Here is a 14,095-nt window from a genome sequence, read left to right as displayed (position 1 = left end):
CACCGCCGGCCCGGGCCTCGGCCGAGCCTCTCCGGCCGCTTCGCGACGCCGGTCGGCGACCCTCGATCCGGCGGGGAGTCCGGACCGGTCAGCCCGACCCGGGCCGCCCGTCGGGCGGAACGGCACGGTCGTGCGGCGAGCGCGCCTGCCTGCCGGGTCGACGGTCACGGCCGTCCGCCGAGCGACGGCCGAGGTCGTCCGCCGAACGGGCGGAGATGTCGTCCGCCGGGCGGGCGGGAAGTTCTTCGACCGGGCGGGCGGAGATGTCGTCCGCCGGGCCGGGAGCGTCGCCGGCCGGTGGGTCGGTCGGGACCGGAGCGGACCAGCGGCGGCGCAGGGCCACCAGCCGGACCGCGAAGACGAAGAGCGCCGCCGCCATCAGCGGCCCCGGCCCGGCCAGGCCGGCCCGCTCCAGGCCGACCACCGCGACCGCGCCGGCCAGCGCCGCCACCGCGTAGATCTCCCGGCGCAGTACCACCGGGATCTCCCCGGTGAGCAGGTCCCGGCCCAGTCCGCCGCCGATGCCGGCCATCATGCCGATCATGCCGGCGCCGACCGGCGGCAGGCCGGCGTCCAGCGCGGTGAGCGTACCGGTGACGGTGAAGAGGCCGAGCCCGGCCGCGTCGAGGACCAGCACGGTGGTACGCAGCCGCGCCAACTGGGGATGCAGCCAGAAGACCGCCGCGGCGGTGACCATGGCGGTGACCGCGTACCGCCAGTCGGCGAAGGCCAGTGGTGGCCCGTCGCCGATCACCAGGTCCCGGAAGATGCCGCCGCCGAGCGCGGCGACGAAGCCGACGAAGACCACGCCGAACAGGTCGAGCCGCTTCACCACCGCGGCTGACGCGCCGGAGGCGGCGAAGATCGCCACACCGGTGAGGTCGGCGAGGAGCAGGGCGGCTGCGGCGGTCACCGCAGGATGTTACGCGAGCAGGGGTGGCCCGGCCCGGCTCAGTCCCGCATGGAGTTGTAGATCTCCTTGCACTTCGGGCAGACCGGCGAGCCCGGCTTGGCGGCCTTGGTTACCGGGAACGTCTCACCGCAGAGTGCGATAACGAAGGTCCCCATGACCGCGCTCTCGGCGATCTTGTCTTTCCGGACGTAGTGGAACATTTCTGGCCCGGTGTCCGCGTCCTTCAGCTCCGGACGCTCGAGAACCTGAGTGCTCACGGCAGTGATTCCTCCCTAGTGACCCCGCCAACGCTCAAGTTTGGCAGGTCACTGCCGAGCGGTCCACCGGAACACCCGCCGGTGCCGGCCCGTACGGTGGTCAGCCGTGACCGATTTCCAGATCCGGTACGGCGCCGAGGTGGCCGAGGCACTGCGCGCCGGCCGTCCCGTCGTCGCCCTCGAGAGCACCATCGTCTCGCACGGCCTGCCCCGCCCGGACAACCTGCGGGTGGCCCGCGAGATCGAAGCGGCGGTACGCGCCGACGGGGCGGTGCCGGCCACCATCGGCATGGTCGAGGGCGTTCTCGTGGTGGGCCTCGACGACGCCCAGTTGACCCGACTCGCCTCCTCGGACGGGGTGGCCAAACTCTCCGTACGCGACCTGGCACTGGCCGCCGCGACCGGGGCGGACGGGGCGACCACGGTGGCCGCCACCAGCGCGGTCGCGGCGGCGGCCGGGATCCGGGTCTTCGCCACCGGCGGGCTGGGCGGGGTGCACCGGGAGGCGGCGCAGACCTTCGACGAGTCGGCCGACCTGACCACGCTCTCCCGTACCCCGATCGCGGTGGTCTGTGCCGGGGTGAAGTCGATCCTCGACGTCGGCGCGACGCTGGAACGGCTGGAGACGCTCGGTGTGGCGGTGGCCGGCTACCGCAGCCGCCGGTTCCCCGGCTTCTTCGTCACCGACGGCGGCTTCGACCTGGACTGGTCGGTCGACTCGCCGGAGCAGGTCGCCGCCGTACTGGCGGCCCGGGCCGCGCACGGCGTCCAGCCGGGCGCGCTGATCGTAGCCAACCCGCTCCCCACCGCCGAGCAGCTCGATCCGGCCCTGCACGACCGCACCCTGGCCGACGGGCTGGCCCGGCTCGCCGCCGAGGGAGTGACCGGCAAGGCGGTCACCCCGTTCCTGCTGGCCCACTTCCACTCCGCTACCGAGGGCGCCAGCCTGGCGGTGAACGTCCGGATCATCCTGCGCAACGCGGCCCTCGCGGCCCAGATCGCCGTGGCCGCCGCCACCCGGTGATGACCACTCCGGAGCACGGCGGGCCGGACCGCGACGGCGTGCGGACGAGCGGGCGCGGGCCGGGCCCGGCACGGGCGGGCTCCAGGATCGTCGTGGTCGGCGACATCGTCACCGACGTGCTGGCGGTGCTGGCCGGGCCGGTGGCACCCGGCTCGGACACCTCGGCCGAGATCCGGGTCACCGGTGGCGGCCAGGCCGCCAACACCGCCGCCTGGTTGGCCTGGCAGGGCTGCCCGGTGACCCTGGTCGGCGCCGTCGGCGCGGACGACGCGGGCGCGTCCCGGCTCGCCGAACTGACCGCGCTGGGGGTGCGCTGTGCGGTGCGGCGGCATCCGGACGTACCGACCGGCACCGTCATCGTGCTGGCCGGGAACGGGGAGCGGACCATGGTCACCCAGCGCGGGGCGAACCTCCGGCTGACCCCGGAGCAGGTGGAGGCCGTGCTGGGCGCGAGCGCGGACGCGACCCATCTGCACCTGTCCGCGTACACCCTGTTGGACGCCGGGTCGCGGGAGGCCGGGCGGCGGGCGCTGGCCGCCGCGCGCGGGCGCGGCCTCACCACCAGCGTCGACGCAGCCTCCGCCGAACCGCTGCGCCGGGTCGGCGCGGCGGCGTTCCTGTCCTGGGTACGCGATGCCGACCTGCTGCTCGCCAACGCGGACGAGGCGGCGGTACTGGCCGGCCCGGGCTCACCGGCCGCCCAGGCGGGTGCCCTGACCGAGGTGACCCCGCACGTGGTGGTGAAGAACGGGGCCGCCGGTGCGGTCTGGGCCGAGCGCGGCGGCGAGGTGGTCTCCGCGCCGGCCCGCCGGGTGCCGGTGCGGGACGTGACCGGAGCCGGGGACGCGTTCGCAGCCGGCCTGCTGGCGGCCCGGGTCGCCGGGGCGTCCACGGCCGAGGCGCTAGACCGGGCGGCCGAACTGGGCGCGGCGGCTGTCGGCACCCTCGGTGCCCGACCGGTAGCCGACGGGTCCACCGAGGTCGCGGCGGAAGTCGCCGCCGAGGGGTCCGCCGAGGTCGCCGGCTGACCGGACAGTCAGCCGATCGGGTCGCCCGGTCGGCGACCGTTTTCGGTCCACTCCGTCCGGGCCCCCGCTCATCCCGTGACCGCTCGTGACCACTTCGTCCGTGACCGCTCAGTCCGTGGCCACCTCAGTCCGTGGCCTCGCGTCGGGCCGCCGCGATGAACCGGTCGAAGGTCTCGACCAAAACGGCCCGGCGGGTCTCCCGGGCCTGCGCCGACTCGACGAGCCCGCCGATGTTCTCGTCCCAGACGGCCAGGTAGTGCCGTTTCCACTCGATGGCGACGTCCGGCTCCGGCAGGCACACGCCGACGTACGGCAACTCGGCAAGCCGATAGAGCAGTTCGAGGTTGCACGGCACCGCCACGCCCCAGTACTCGTCCGGCTCGAGCTCGACCGGGTCGCCGGACATCGCCTCGGTGACCTCGTCGAGCAGTCGCTTGGTGACGATCGACAGGTGGTCCGCCGCGGTGTCGTTGTCGAAGTTGCCGAAACCCCAGCTACCCACCGCTACTCCTCCGGACCGTTCGCGTTCCACGCCGGCCGTTCGGGTTCCGCGCGGGTGGCTCGACGGGCATGCGAGCTGCCCGGCCGGTGAGCGAAGTCGATCACCGGCCCGGGCGAGACTACCGACCGGGGCGGCCGGTACGGATCACGGCTCGGCGTCGATCACCCGGTGCGCCCGCTCCTCGGCGGGCAGCGCCCGGGGCGGGGTCTCGTCGAGGTGCGTACGACGCAGCTTGGCGCCGATCCGGTGCTCCTCCTTCGGCGGGCGGTCGTTCGCGAGCAGCACCGCCAGCCACGGGATCAGCACCATGCCGACGGCGCAGAGCGGCAGCCAGAGCCAGAGCAGCGGTGCCTTGGCACCGACCAGGATCGCGCCGACGACGACGCAGAGCGCCCGGATGGACATCATCACGATGTACCGGCGCTGGCGGGTACGCAGCTGGTCGTCCTGGCTGCGCGAGGCGTCGGTGATCAGGATCGGCTGGTACGCCTGGCGCTTCACCACGGCCTCCGAAGGGGTGCGGTCGGTCCTCCCCGGAACTCTCCCGCCCCGGGATACCACCCCCATCCTCGCATCTCCGCCGGGGAAGCGGCGCCGGGGCGGCGGCCCGCGTCCGCCACTCCCCCGGCGTGTTACGTGCGTGGTACGCTCCCCGGCGTGGGCAGCAGGTTCAGCTTCACCGACGAGGCACTGGGCAACCTGACGGTCCACGACGTCACCCCCGGCGAGGTGTGGGAGGCGCTGCACAGCGCCCGACGGGTAATCCGGCACCTCGGCGACGACGTGATGGTCGTCTACGCCACGGCACGGCGCGGGCGACGACTGGCCATCCTGCTGGCCGAGGCCGATCAAGTTGACAACGACTGGGACATCCTCTCCGCGCGGGACCTGACCGACATCGAGTCCAAGCGCTACGAGGAGGCGATCCAGGGGCGACGACGTTGAGTCCGACCTCACCGGGCGGGCCCGAGATCGCGCACCAGGAGACCGGGATCGATCACGAGATCGAGCACGGGGACGAGGAGGAGGCGGTGACGATGCACCGAGACGATGCCATCAAGCGGTTCCATGCCGGGGGCGACCAGCTCGCGGACCTGATCGACGACGCGCAGCCGGTCGAGCTGCCCACCCCCGACAGCGACGTGCCGATGGTCAGCCGCTCCGTACGCCTGCCGCTGGACACCTACGAACGGGTCCGCTCGGCCGCCGAGGCGCGGGGCATCGGGGTGACCACCCTGATGCGGCAGTGGATCGAGGCCGGGCTGGCCGACCTGGACGACTCGGCGACGGTGTCACTGGCCGACGTACGCCGGGCCCTGGCCGCGCTCGCCCACCCGACCGCCGCCTGACGCCGACGAGGGCCTGACGCTGACGAGGGCCGGTCAGATCGGCGGTGCTGGCTGCTCCGGCGCGCGGCCACGCGAGCGGCGCAGGTCGGAGACGGCGACTCCGAGCAGTATCCCGGCGGTGGTGCCGGCCACCGCCAGCAGCGGCAGCCGGCCCATCGTCGGCGCCGTCGCACCCAGCAGGACCACTCCGGCGACCCGGGGCCAGGAGATTCGCCCGAACACCTGGAACTCGAAGCCAGCCCGCCCGGCCAGGAAGAGCGCGGGTCCGCCCAGGATGGCGATCAGCCAGGCGGGCACGATGTGCCCGAACGGGTGGGTGATGGTCAGCTCGTAGCCGACCCCGGTGAGCACGATCCCGGCAATCATGATCAGGTGCGTGTACGCGGCCGAGAGGCCGAGCCGGGCCGGATCCCGGGCCTGGATGATCGCGGTCGGCAGCACGTGCCCGGCCCGGTAGAAGTAGATCCGCCAGAGCAGCACCGTGGTCAGCAGCGCCAGGCCCAGCGCACCGGTCCGGGCCGGAGTGAAGGCGCCACCACCGCCACTGAACGTGATCCCGGTGACGAGGATCAACTCGCCGAGCGCGATCAACAGGAATTGCTGGTAGCGCTCGGCCAGGTGCTCCCCGGCGAACGGCTGCGTGCCGTACTGCGAGCGTCCGAGTCGCGGGGTCGGCCAGCCCAGCGTGAACCCGAGATAGTCCACGCCTACCGCGACGCTCCAGAGCACCCCACGGAGGACGCTCTCGCCGGCCAGTCCGCCGACGAGCCACGGCACGGCGGTCAGCGCGGTCCAGAAGAGCACCCGCTTCGGCGCCGCGGGGTCGCCCGCGATGATCCGGCCACGGGTGGCGAGCAGGAAGAACCCGATCCGGCCGAACTGGACCGCGAGGTAGGCGACGACGAAGATGAGGCCCCGATCGCCGAACCCCTCTGGCAACGCGACCGCCACCACCATGCTGCACACCACGGTGATCACCACGACGCCCTGCACGGCGAACGCCTCGGGCTCCAGGGTGCTGGTGACCCAGGCCGTCGACGCCCAGATCAGCCAGAGCGCCAGGAAGAGCACCAGGGTCTGGCCGGCCTCGGAGAGCAGGATGCGCTGATCGGTGGTGAAGTCCTCGACCAGTCGTTGGGAGACCCGGGTGAGCGCGAAGACGAAGACCAGATCGAGGAAGAGTTCCAGGAAGGTGGCCCGCTGCGAACTGGACTCGGCCCGCAGCACCGGGTCCACGGGTGTCTCAGCCATCCGGCGTCAGCCCGGCGGGTCCGGTCGGCGGTCCGAGACGTACCCGGCTCGGAGCCGTCGCAGCCACCACGTCGCCCCCTGAGTGTCGACGATCTCAACACTCAACGAGCCAGCACCCGCCCGGGCGCTGCCGGCGGGTCGGACTGGTGCCGAGGGGTCAGCTGGGTGCGGCAGCCTTGGCGGCGGCCTTCATCTGCTGCTTGTGCTGGCGTACCTTGGCCAGCGACGTCTCGTCCACCACGTCGGCGACCGAGTAGTGGGCACCGTCGACGCCGTAGTCGCCGGCCGCCTCGCGCCAGCCGGGCGGCTGGACACCGAAGCGCTTGCCGAGCAGGGCGAGGAAGATCTGCCCCTTCTGCTTGCCGAACCCGGGCAACCCGGTGATCCGCTTCAGCAGCTCGCGGCCGTCCTCGGCCTCCGACCAGAGCCGGCTCGGGTCACCGTCGTACCGCTCGACGAGGGTCCGGCACACCTCCTGCACCCGGCCGGCCATCGCCTTGGGAAACCGGTGCAGGGCGGGGCGCTCGGCGAAGATCACTGTCAGCGCCTCCGGATCGAAGGCGGCCAACTCGGCCGCGTCCGGCGGGTGGCCGAGCCGCTTCACCAACTCGTACGGGCCGGCGAATGCCTTCTCCATGCTGACCTGCTGGTCCAGGACCATGCCGATCAGCAGTGCCAGCGGGTCACGCCGGAGCAGTTCGTTCGCTTCGGCGTCGATGGGCAGCGAGAGCGTCATGCGGCTATCTTGCCTGCTCATTCCGGCACCGAGAGAACGCCCCCGGACGGGTACGGCCGGTCGGCGGGGTACCGGAGCCGAGAAATCGTCGGACCGGGCTGTTAGACACCGTTACCGGGCGAGAGGTGCGGAGATGATCGAAGAGGGGCGCGGCGACCTGCTCGCCGCCAATGTCGATGCCCTGGTCAACGCGGTCAACACGGTCGGCGTGATGGGCAAGGGCCTCGCGCTGGCGTTCAAGCGGGCCTATCCGGCAAACTTCGCCGCCTACCGTGCGGCCTGCGCCAGCGACGCGCTTCGGATCGGGACGGTCTGGGTCCACGACAACGCCGTACCCGGCCCTCGGCGATACATCATCAACTTTCCGACCAAGCGGCACTGGCGCAGCCGCTCCCGGCTGCCGGACATCGCGGCCGGGCTCGATTCGCTGGTCGAGGTGGTCGCCGAGCGTGCCGTCGGCTCCGTCGCCGTCCCGGCACTGGGCTGCGGCAACGGTGGCCTCCGGTGGAGCGACGTCCGGCCGCTGATCGAGCGGGCGGCCGACCGGATGCCGGGCATCCGCGTCGTGGTCTTCGCTCCGGCGGCCATCCCGGTGCCCGCCTCCGCCTCCGCCTTCGACGCACCACCGGCGTCGGGCTGATCCCCGGCCGGCGCGCGACCCGTTCCCGGCCGACGCGGCCGTACGAGCCCTCGGCTGGACGAGCCTCCCACTCGGGCCGGGCCCGCAAGCCGTGATTGCCGGCCATCTCCCGGGTGAGTCGGTGCTCGGCGCCAAGATCAAGCCTGGATCCTCCATGCCGACCGACCCTGGTGATGAGTTGTCGCGCCCGCACCCGTCATACCTACGACAGGACACGACGAGCCGGAAGGATGACGTCATGGGTGTGGAAATGCGGCTGGAGGAGCTGGGCATGAGCGGGCTGGGCGGGAGCGGGCTGGGCGAGGTCGACGAGCCGGCGTTCTCGGGGCTGGCGGAGCGGCACCGGCGGGAACTGCACGTGCACTGCTACCGGATGCTCGGGTCGTTCGAGGACGCCGAGGACACCGTACAGGAGACGTTCCTTCGTGCCTGGCGGCGGCGGGAAACCTTCGAGGGGCGGTCGACGTTCCGGGCCTGGCTGTACCGGATCGCCACCAACGCCTGCCTGGACCTGCTCGCCAAGTGCCGCCCGGAGCCTGCGACCGGCGGCGAGGTGCTGTGGTTGCAGCCCTACCCGGACCGGCTGCTGGACGAGCTGCCCGCGGGCCACGCGGACGAGCCGGAGACCGTCGCCGTCGCGCGGGAGACGATCGAGCTGGCGTACCTGGTCGCCGTCCAGCACCTCGCGCCGCGCCCGCGGGCCGTGCTGATCCTGCGGGACGTGCTCGGCTGGCCGGCGAAGGACGTCGCGGAGCTCCTCGGGGACTCCGTCAACTCCGTGAACAGCGCGCTACAGCGGGCCCGCGCCGGCATGCGGGAGCACCTGCCCGCCGAGCGGCAGGACTGGACCGGCGGCGAGGAGGACGCCGGGACGCGCGAGCTGGTACGCCGCTTCACCGAGGCCTGCGTGGCCACGGACGTCGACCGGCTCGCCGCAATGCTGCGGGACGACGTCCGGTGCTCGATGCCGCCCACGCCGGGCCTGCACGTCGGCCGCGACGCGGTGGTGAACGACTGGGTCGAGAGCGGCTTCCCGAGCATGAAGAACCTGCGCGGCATCCCCACCTCCGTGAACCGCCAGCCCGCCGTCGCCTTCTACCACTGGCGGGAGCAGGAGGGCGCGTACCTGCCGCTGACGATCGACGTCCTGCGCGTCACCGGCGGGGCGATCACCGAGATCGTCACCTTCCACGACGACCAGTTCCCGCGGCTCGGGCTGCCGGAGCACCTGCCGGCGGACGGCACGGAGTAGTCCCGGTGTGGACGCTCACGCTGCGCCCCGGCGCGCGCGTCCCGGTCGTCGCGGCCGAGTGGTCCCACGCCTTCGCCGTCGTCACCCGAGGCCAGGTCCAACTGGAGCTGCGCGACGGCGAGCCCGGGCCGGTCCTCGGCCGCGACGCCGGGTTCTGGCTCCGCGGCACCGGCGTCCGCGCCCTGCGCAACCCCGGCCGTCGCACGGCGAGGGTACGCATCGTCACGCCCAGGACCAGGACCGCCACCTGCCAGTCGACACAGCCCGTACGCCAGTTACCGAATGACGGAGGAACGACATGAACAGCATGAACGACACCGGGGTCGTCGCAGGCCCGGCATCGGGTCGGACCAGCCACACCCACCGATTCCGCGGGCTCGCCGTCACCGGCTTCATCGCCACGCTCGCGGCGATGGTGGCCACCACCCTCGCCGCCGCGCTTGCCCAGGCCGTTGGCGTCGACTTCGAGATCCCCGACGGCGGCGAGACGATCCCGTTGTCCGGGTTCGCCGTGGTGACCGGCTTCTTCTCGGTCGTGGGCGTCGTCATCGCCGTCGCTCTTCTTCGTTGGAGCGCTCGCCCCGCCGAGCGATTCGTGTGGACGGCAGTGTCGCTGACCGCGATCTCGATGGTCCCGCCCGTCATCTCCGGGGCAGACACCGCCGCCATCACCGCCCTCATCGGGCTACACCTCGTCCCTGCGGCGGTGATGATCCCCACCCTGGCGCGGAGCCTCCGCCCCCGGACCGACTGACGATCCCGCAACGGGACAACGCGCGACGCAAGCGCGTGCGCGAGCGCACTGACGTGGCCCCCGGTGCGGGGGCGGAGCGGAGGTCGGATCGGATGGGACGCTGAGGGCCGTCGATGTTGCCGGGGCGGGGCGGGGCGTGCTGGAATGGCTCATATCGCCGCAGCGCGGGGGCAACCGCACTGGGAAACGGCCAGCACGGGAGCACCGCAGCGCCGCCAGCGCGCCGCCTCGACGCCAGATCCGCGCCGCGCCAGCTCCGCGCCGCGTTCGCCGGGCCAGTTTCGACAACGACGGACACCTACCCAGCACGGGTCGGCGCGTCCGACGAGATCTGCCAACGCACCAACCCGGCGACGAGATGAGACACGATCATGATTACCCGGAACAGTTTCGCGGGGTGGTACCGCAACCGCTTCGTGTGGGTGGCGGTCATCCTGCTGGCGGTGTCGGCCGGCACGGTCGTACTGGTCAACACGGCCGGTTCGGAGGCCGGGCCGCCGGATCTGCGGGGGCAGATCACGACCCGGCTGCGTACCACGCTGGAATCGGCCGACCCGGCGCAGCACCAGCACGCGGGCCACGACACGCAGGCGACCGCCGGGAAGGACGGCAAGAAGCCGTCGATCATCTGCGGGGTGCGCGTCTACGGCTTCGAGCCGGCCGGCGTCAGCACGCTCGCCGAGGTGAAGACGGTCTACGGCTTCCACCTCTGCGGGGTCGCCGAGCAGCAGCGCCCCTGGGACTGGGCGGTCAAGCTGGCCGGTCCGCTGATCGTGGACATGTCCACCGAACCGCCGGGCATCCAGGTGGTCGAGGCGACCGAGGACGTCTGGTTCGTCGACCGGCTCAAGGAGATGTTCCCGGACAAGTACGAGGAGCTGGCGCTCAAGGAGGCACTGGACGACTCGGAGATGTCCAACCTGCGCCGCCGGTACGACGAGGCGGCCGGGCTCTGACCCGCTCGGCTCGACCGGACCGAGGTCGTACCCGCCGCCGTCCGGCCGTCGGGGCGTACCCCGCTCGGTAGACTTCCGGTTCGTCGGGTGCCGGGCCGGCCCGGCGTACCCAAGTGGAGGTCGACCCGTGACGACGCCGCACCGGCCCCCGCTGGCCGAGCAACTCGACCTGGCCCCGCACCCGGAGGGCGGCTGGTTCCGCGAGACCTGGCGCTCGGCGCACGCCTTCACCCCGGACGGATACTCCGGACCGCGTGCCGCCGCCACCGCGATCTACTTCCTGCTGCACCCCGGGGAGCGGTCCCGCTGGCACGTCGTCCGCTCCGACGAGCTGTGGCTCTGGCACTCGGGCGGCCCGCTGCGGCTGTGGCTCGGCGGCGCGGCCGAGGTGCCGGCGGAGGAGCCGACCGAACTGCGACTCGGCCCGGACCTGCCCGCCGGTGAGCGGCCACAGGTGGTGATCCCCGGCGGCGTCTGGCAGTCGGCCGAGCCGGCGGGCGACCAGTCGGTCCTGGTGAGCTGCGTGGTGGCGCCCGGCTTCGACTTCGCCGACTTCCAACTGGCCTGAACCGACCGCTTACCGACCCGCTCGCAGGCATCGATCGACACCTATTGATTGAGTCGGCGGCCCGTGCTGCAATGGTTCATACCGCCGCAGTACGGGGGCAACCGTACCGCGCGTGTGGGATCCGGGCCTGATGCCAGTAGCCGGTGACCGGGCAGAGCGGACGCCACCATCACGCCCGCCCGCCCCGCCGGACTCCACCCGACCGCGCCGCCCGACGACACCTCCGGCAGCGGTCGAACAGAAGGGATCGACTCGTGAAACTCCTGCGCAGACTGACGGTCGTCGGCGTCACCGCCGTACTGACCGCCGGCCTCCTGACGGTGATCTCGCCGAACCCGGCCAACGCACACGGCGCGCTGATGGTTCCGGCGAGCCGGACGTACGCGTGCTACCGGGACGGCCTGACCCCGCAGGGCAACATCGTCAACAAGAACCCCGGCTGCGTCGCCGCGGCCAACGTGAGCAGCGTCTACCCGCTCTACAACTGGTTCAGCGTGCTCCGCTCGGACGGCGCCGGCCGGACCCAGGGCTTCATCCCGGACGGCCAACTGTGCAGCGGCGGCAACTCCACCTACCGGGGCTGGGACCTGGCCCGGAACGACTTCCCGAAGGCCCAGGTCAGCTCGGGCGCGAGCATCGAGTTCCGGTACAGCAACTGGGCCGCGCACCCCGGCCGGTTCGACCTGTACGTCACCCGGAACACCTGGAGCCCCACCCGCCCGCTCGCCTGGAGCGACCTGGAGTCGACGCCGTTCTCCTCGGTCACCAACCCGCCGCAGCGGGGCAGCGTGGGCAGCAACGACGGTCACTACTACTGGACCGGTCGACTGCCGTCCGGCAAGAGTGGCCACCACATCATCTACTCGGTGTGGACCCGCTCCGACAGCACGGAGACCTTCTACGGCTGCTCGGACGTGACGTTCTGACGCCCTGAAGCTCTGGGGCTCTGGGGCTCTGACGTTCGGAAGCTCTGACGCTCTGACGTTCGGAAGCTCCGGCCCGTGGCCCGTCCGGCCGCGAGTACGTCGCCCGGCCAGCCCTCGCGCGGCGAACCGTGCCGCTCCCGACGGGATGCCACCGGCCCGATCCGGCGGCGGCATCCCGTCGAGAACGGCCGTCTCCGGACGGACCGCCCCGGGCCGCGTCGAAGACGGCGCGCACCCGGGGCGGGTCTGTATGTGGGGCCGAGGGTCAAGGCCCGCTGTTGCTCTCCCGCCGGGACGGCAGCCGGGCGACCGGAACCGCCGGAACCGGGCAGCGCGGACCTTCGGTGTAGATCTCCTCGCCCATTCGGGTAAGCCGGCCGGCCGAGTCCGGGTGCAGTAGGGACCTGGCATCGTCCGGCCGGGCGAACTGCCACGCGTCAACCTCTGTCGGCTGTAGCCGGATACGGGCCGCGACTGCTTCCGGGTTGTGCCGGCCCATGCTGAAGACGAAGGTGAATCGGGCGCGGCTCCCGGGTCGACGTGGCGGATTCCAGCCGACAACCAGCAGGCGGCCGGGAAGCAGGTCGAGGCCGATCTCTTCGCGTACCTCCCGCTGGCACGCCTCGGCCGGTGACTCGTCCTGTTCGATGAGTCCGCCGGGGAGGTGCCACCACTCGCGGCCCGTAGGACGGACGATCAGCCATCGGCCGGCCGGATCGGAGATCAGCCCTCGGGCGGTAGCGGGATGTGCGGGAACCTGGCGGTTCATTTCCGGGTCGCCATGATGAGGCGCCGGGCGCCTTGGTGGAGGAGGTCACCGGCGACGACCGCGCCGAGGGATGCCGGATCGTCCGTCGGTCCCCAGTTGTGCGCGCGCACCCACGCGGACCCGTCCCGGTTGAACACCATGCCGAACAGGCTCAGCTTGCCGTCCGGGGCAACGTGGGCGTGCCCGGCAATCGGGGAGTTGCAGTGCCCCTGAAGCATGTGCAGCATCACCCGCTCAGCCGTGATCGCCGTAGCCGTCGCCGCATGGCTGATCTCCTGTAGGAGGCGCATGATCGGGCCGTCCGAGCTGCGAGCCTGAACCCCGATCACGGCCGCGCCAACGGCCGGGACCATCGCAATGGTCTTGCCGTCGCTCCAAGCTGTCGGCAGTACTTCCGTGATCCGGTCTTGTAGGCCGATGCGCTCAAGACCGGTCCGGGCAAGGATCAGCGCGTCGTACTCCCCGCCGTCCAATTTCTTGATCCGGCTGTCGATGCCGCCGCGTACCCGCTCAAGGATGAGATCCGGGCGGTACAAGGCAAGCTGCGCGCGGCGCCGGACGGCCGACGTTCCGATCCTCGCCCCGGCCGCCAGCTCGGCGAGCGGACCGCCGTCACGAATGATCACCACGTCGTGAACGTCGCCGCGCTCCAGGTACGCGCCGAACTCGGTTCCGGGCGGCAACGGCACATCTCCGGGTACGTCCTTCATGCTGTGAACGGCAATGTCCACCCGGCCCGCTATCAGCGCCCGATCGATTTCCTTCGTGAAGTTGCCCTTCCCGCCGAACTGCGACAGATCCCCGCTCCAGAGGTCGGCGGAAGTTTGGATCTTCACAATCGTCGTGGATAGCCCCGGGACGACCATCCGCAGGGCGTCAATCACCCGATCCGTCTGCGCCAGCGCCAAGGGAGTTGTACGGGTTCCGATCCGCACGCTTCCGCCCCCGAGCCGGTCGGACAGCTCTGCATAGAAAGCGCCCGCCGATGCCGTTGTCATCGATTCCGCTCCGACTTCAATCCGTAGTGAGGGGATACGATCTTTGCTGCTATTCGGACATATTCGCCGGGGCGGCAAGAGCAAAGTACCCCGGCCGGTAGGACCGGCGCTCAGCGCCCCGGGCCGGTGTCGGAGAGGACAACAGCGACCCGGGGCGCTTCGCCTGTCGGTG

16 protein-coding genes and 3 pseudogenes are annotated in these 14,095 nt (G+C 71.9%); 11 read left to right on the top strand and 8 right to left on the bottom strand.

The annotated features are described in order from the left end of the window. Positions 1–274: 274 nt before the first annotated feature. Positions 275–913: pseudogene (locus Pma05_RS30735) on the bottom strand (trimeric intracellular cation channel family protein); the annotation flags it as partial. Between the two features lie 38 nt (positions 914–951). Next, positions 952–1,170, bottom strand: a complete 219-nt coding sequence (locus Pma05_RS30730) for a DUF3039 domain-containing protein (protein ID WP_203860995.1) — start codon at positions 1,168–1,170, stop codon at positions 952–954. Between the two features lie 106 nt (positions 1,171–1,276). Here Pma05_RS30730 and Pma05_RS30725 point away from each other — a divergent pair, with 106 nt between their 5' ends. After that, complete coding sequence (locus Pma05_RS30725; protein ID WP_203860994.1) at positions 1,277–2,194, top strand: pseudouridine-5'-phosphate glycosidase; 918 nt, start codon at positions 1,277–1,279, stop codon at positions 2,192–2,194. Further along, a pseudogene (locus tag Pma05_RS30720) lies at positions 2,194–3,159 on the top strand (carbohydrate kinase family protein); the annotation flags it as partial. The gene Pma05_RS30725 and the pseudogene Pma05_RS30720, both read left to right, overlap by 1 nt. Positions 3,160–3,346: 187 nt before the next feature. Here the strand turns inward: Pma05_RS30720 and Pma05_RS30715 are convergent. Together Pma05_RS30715 and Pma05_RS30710 are read right to left on the bottom strand one after the other, a co-directional pair. Further along, entirely contained in the window at positions 3,347–3,724 is a 378-nt protein-coding gene (locus Pma05_RS30715; protein WP_203860992.1) for a DUF4259 domain-containing protein, read from the bottom strand. A 144-nt stretch (positions 3,725–3,868) separates the two neighbouring features. Beyond that, a complete protein-coding gene (locus tag Pma05_RS30710) occupies positions 3,869–4,225 on the bottom strand; it encodes a DUF3099 domain-containing protein (protein WP_203860991.1) in 357 nt (118 codons plus the stop codon). 156 nt (positions 4,226–4,381) lie between these two features. Between Pma05_RS30710 and Pma05_RS30705 the strand changes: the two genes are divergently transcribed. Next, positions 4,382–4,669 (top strand): hypothetical protein, encoded by a 288-nt coding sequence (locus Pma05_RS30705; protein ID WP_203860990.1) that lies wholly within the window; start codon positions 4,382–4,384, stop codon positions 4,667–4,669. Beyond that, on the top strand, positions 4,666–5,073 hold the full coding sequence (locus tag Pma05_RS30700) for a YlcI/YnfO family protein (RefSeq protein WP_239313418.1): 408 nt from the start codon (positions 4,666–4,668) through the stop codon (positions 5,071–5,073). The genes Pma05_RS30705 and Pma05_RS30700 overlap by 4 nt, the downstream gene beginning before the upstream one ends. Before the next feature lie 33 nt (positions 5,074–5,106). Here Pma05_RS30700 and Pma05_RS30695 read toward each other — a convergent pair whose 3' ends face one another. Together Pma05_RS30695 and Pma05_RS30690 are read right to left on the bottom strand one after the other, a co-directional pair. Further along, positions 5,107–6,324, bottom strand: a complete 1,218-nt coding sequence (locus tag Pma05_RS30695; protein WP_203860989.1) for a low temperature requirement protein A — start codon at positions 6,322–6,324, stop codon at positions 5,107–5,109. 157 nt (positions 6,325–6,481) lie between these two features. Further along, positions 6,482–7,060 (bottom strand): HhH-GPD-type base excision DNA repair protein, encoded by a 579-nt coding sequence (locus Pma05_RS30690; protein WP_203860988.1) that lies wholly within the window; start codon positions 7,058–7,060, stop codon positions 6,482–6,484. A gap of 133 nt (positions 7,061–7,193) precedes the next feature. On the opposite strand from Pma05_RS30690, the gene Pma05_RS30685 reads away from it, so the two are divergent. The 7 genes and pseudogenes from Pma05_RS30685 to Pma05_RS30660 all read left to right on the top strand — a co-directional run. Next, positions 7,194–7,700: a macro domain-containing protein gene (locus Pma05_RS30685; RefSeq protein ID WP_203860987.1), complete on the top strand. Its 507-nt coding sequence runs from the start codon at positions 7,194–7,196 to the stop codon at positions 7,698–7,700. Positions 7,701–7,938: 238 nt separating this feature from the next. Then, positions 7,939–8,952: an RNA polymerase subunit sigma-70 gene (locus Pma05_RS30680; protein ID WP_203860986.1), complete on the top strand. Its 1,014-nt coding sequence runs from the start codon at positions 7,939–7,941 to the stop codon at positions 8,950–8,952. A 5-nt stretch (positions 8,953–8,957) separates the two neighbouring features. Continuing rightward, complete coding sequence (locus tag Pma05_RS42960) at positions 8,958–9,254, top strand: cupin domain-containing protein (protein WP_239313416.1); 297 nt, start codon at positions 8,958–8,960, stop codon at positions 9,252–9,254. Further along, positions 9,251–9,706, top strand: coding sequence for a DUF6069 family protein (locus Pma05_RS42955; protein WP_239313414.1), 456 nt, complete (start codon positions 9,251–9,253; stop codon positions 9,704–9,706). Before Pma05_RS42960 ends, Pma05_RS42955 begins: the two co-directional genes overlap by 4 nt. Before the next feature lie 371 nt (positions 9,707–10,077). Further along, on the top strand, positions 10,078–10,662 hold the full coding sequence (locus Pma05_RS30670) for a hypothetical protein (protein ID WP_203860985.1): 585 nt from the start codon (positions 10,078–10,080) through the stop codon (positions 10,660–10,662). 127 nt (positions 10,663–10,789) lie between these two features. Next, positions 10,790–11,230, top strand: a complete 441-nt coding sequence (locus Pma05_RS30665; protein WP_203860984.1) for a cupin domain-containing protein — start codon at positions 10,790–10,792, stop codon at positions 11,228–11,230. 299 nt (positions 11,231–11,529) lie between these two features. Next, a pseudogene (locus Pma05_RS30660) lies at positions 11,530–12,153 on the top strand (lytic polysaccharide monooxygenase auxiliary activity family 9 protein); the annotation flags it as partial. Between the two features lie 268 nt (positions 12,154–12,421). On the opposite strand, the gene Pma05_RS30655 reads toward Pma05_RS30660, so the two are convergent. Then, a complete protein-coding gene (locus Pma05_RS30655; RefSeq protein WP_203860983.1) occupies positions 12,422–12,925 on the bottom strand; it encodes an NUDIX domain-containing protein in 504 nt (167 codons plus the stop codon). Then, positions 12,922–13,923, bottom strand: a complete 1,002-nt coding sequence (gene hemC, locus Pma05_RS30650) for a hydroxymethylbilane synthase (RefSeq protein ID WP_239313412.1) — start codon at positions 13,921–13,923, stop codon at positions 12,922–12,924. Before hemC ends, Pma05_RS30655 begins: the two co-directional genes overlap by 4 nt. Between the last annotated feature and the right edge of the window lie 172 nt (positions 13,924–14,095).

It is taken from the genome of Plantactinospora mayteni (assembly GCF_016862935.1).
GTDB lineage: Bacteria > Actinomycetota > Actinomycetes > Mycobacteriales > Micromonosporaceae > Plantactinospora > Plantactinospora mayteni.
Note: the sequence above shows the minus strand (reverse complement) of the source record. Positions and strands in the feature narration are given on the sequence as shown.

Coding starts and splice junctions, on each gene's coding strand:
- Pma05_RS30655 (WP_203860983.1), bottom strand. CDS start 12,925: ATGAACCGCCAGGTTCCCGCACATCCCGCTACCGCCCGAGGGCTGATC.
- Pma05_RS30680 (WP_203860986.1), top strand. CDS start 7,939: ATGGGTGTGGAAATGCGGCTGGAGGAGCTGGGCATGAGCGGGCTGGGC.
- hemC (WP_239313412.1), bottom strand. CDS start 13,923: ATGACAACGGCATCGGCGGGCGCTTTCTATGCAGAGCTGTCCGACCGG.
- Pma05_RS30690 (WP_203860988.1), bottom strand. CDS start 7,060: ATGACGCTCTCGCTGCCCATCGACGCCGAAGCGAACGAACTGCTCCGG.
- Pma05_RS30695 (WP_203860989.1), bottom strand. CDS start 6,324: ATGGCTGAGACACCCGTGGACCCGGTGCTGCGGGCCGAGTCCAGTTCG.
- Pma05_RS30670 (WP_203860985.1), top strand. CDS start 10,078: ATGATTACCCGGAACAGTTTCGCGGGGTGGTACCGCAACCGCTTCGTG.
- Pma05_RS42955 (WP_239313414.1), top strand. CDS start 9,251: ATGAACAGCATGAACGACACCGGGGTCGTCGCAGGCCCGGCATCGGGT.
- Pma05_RS30685 (WP_203860987.1), top strand. CDS start 7,194: ATGATCGAAGAGGGGCGCGGCGACCTGCTCGCCGCCAATGTCGATGCC.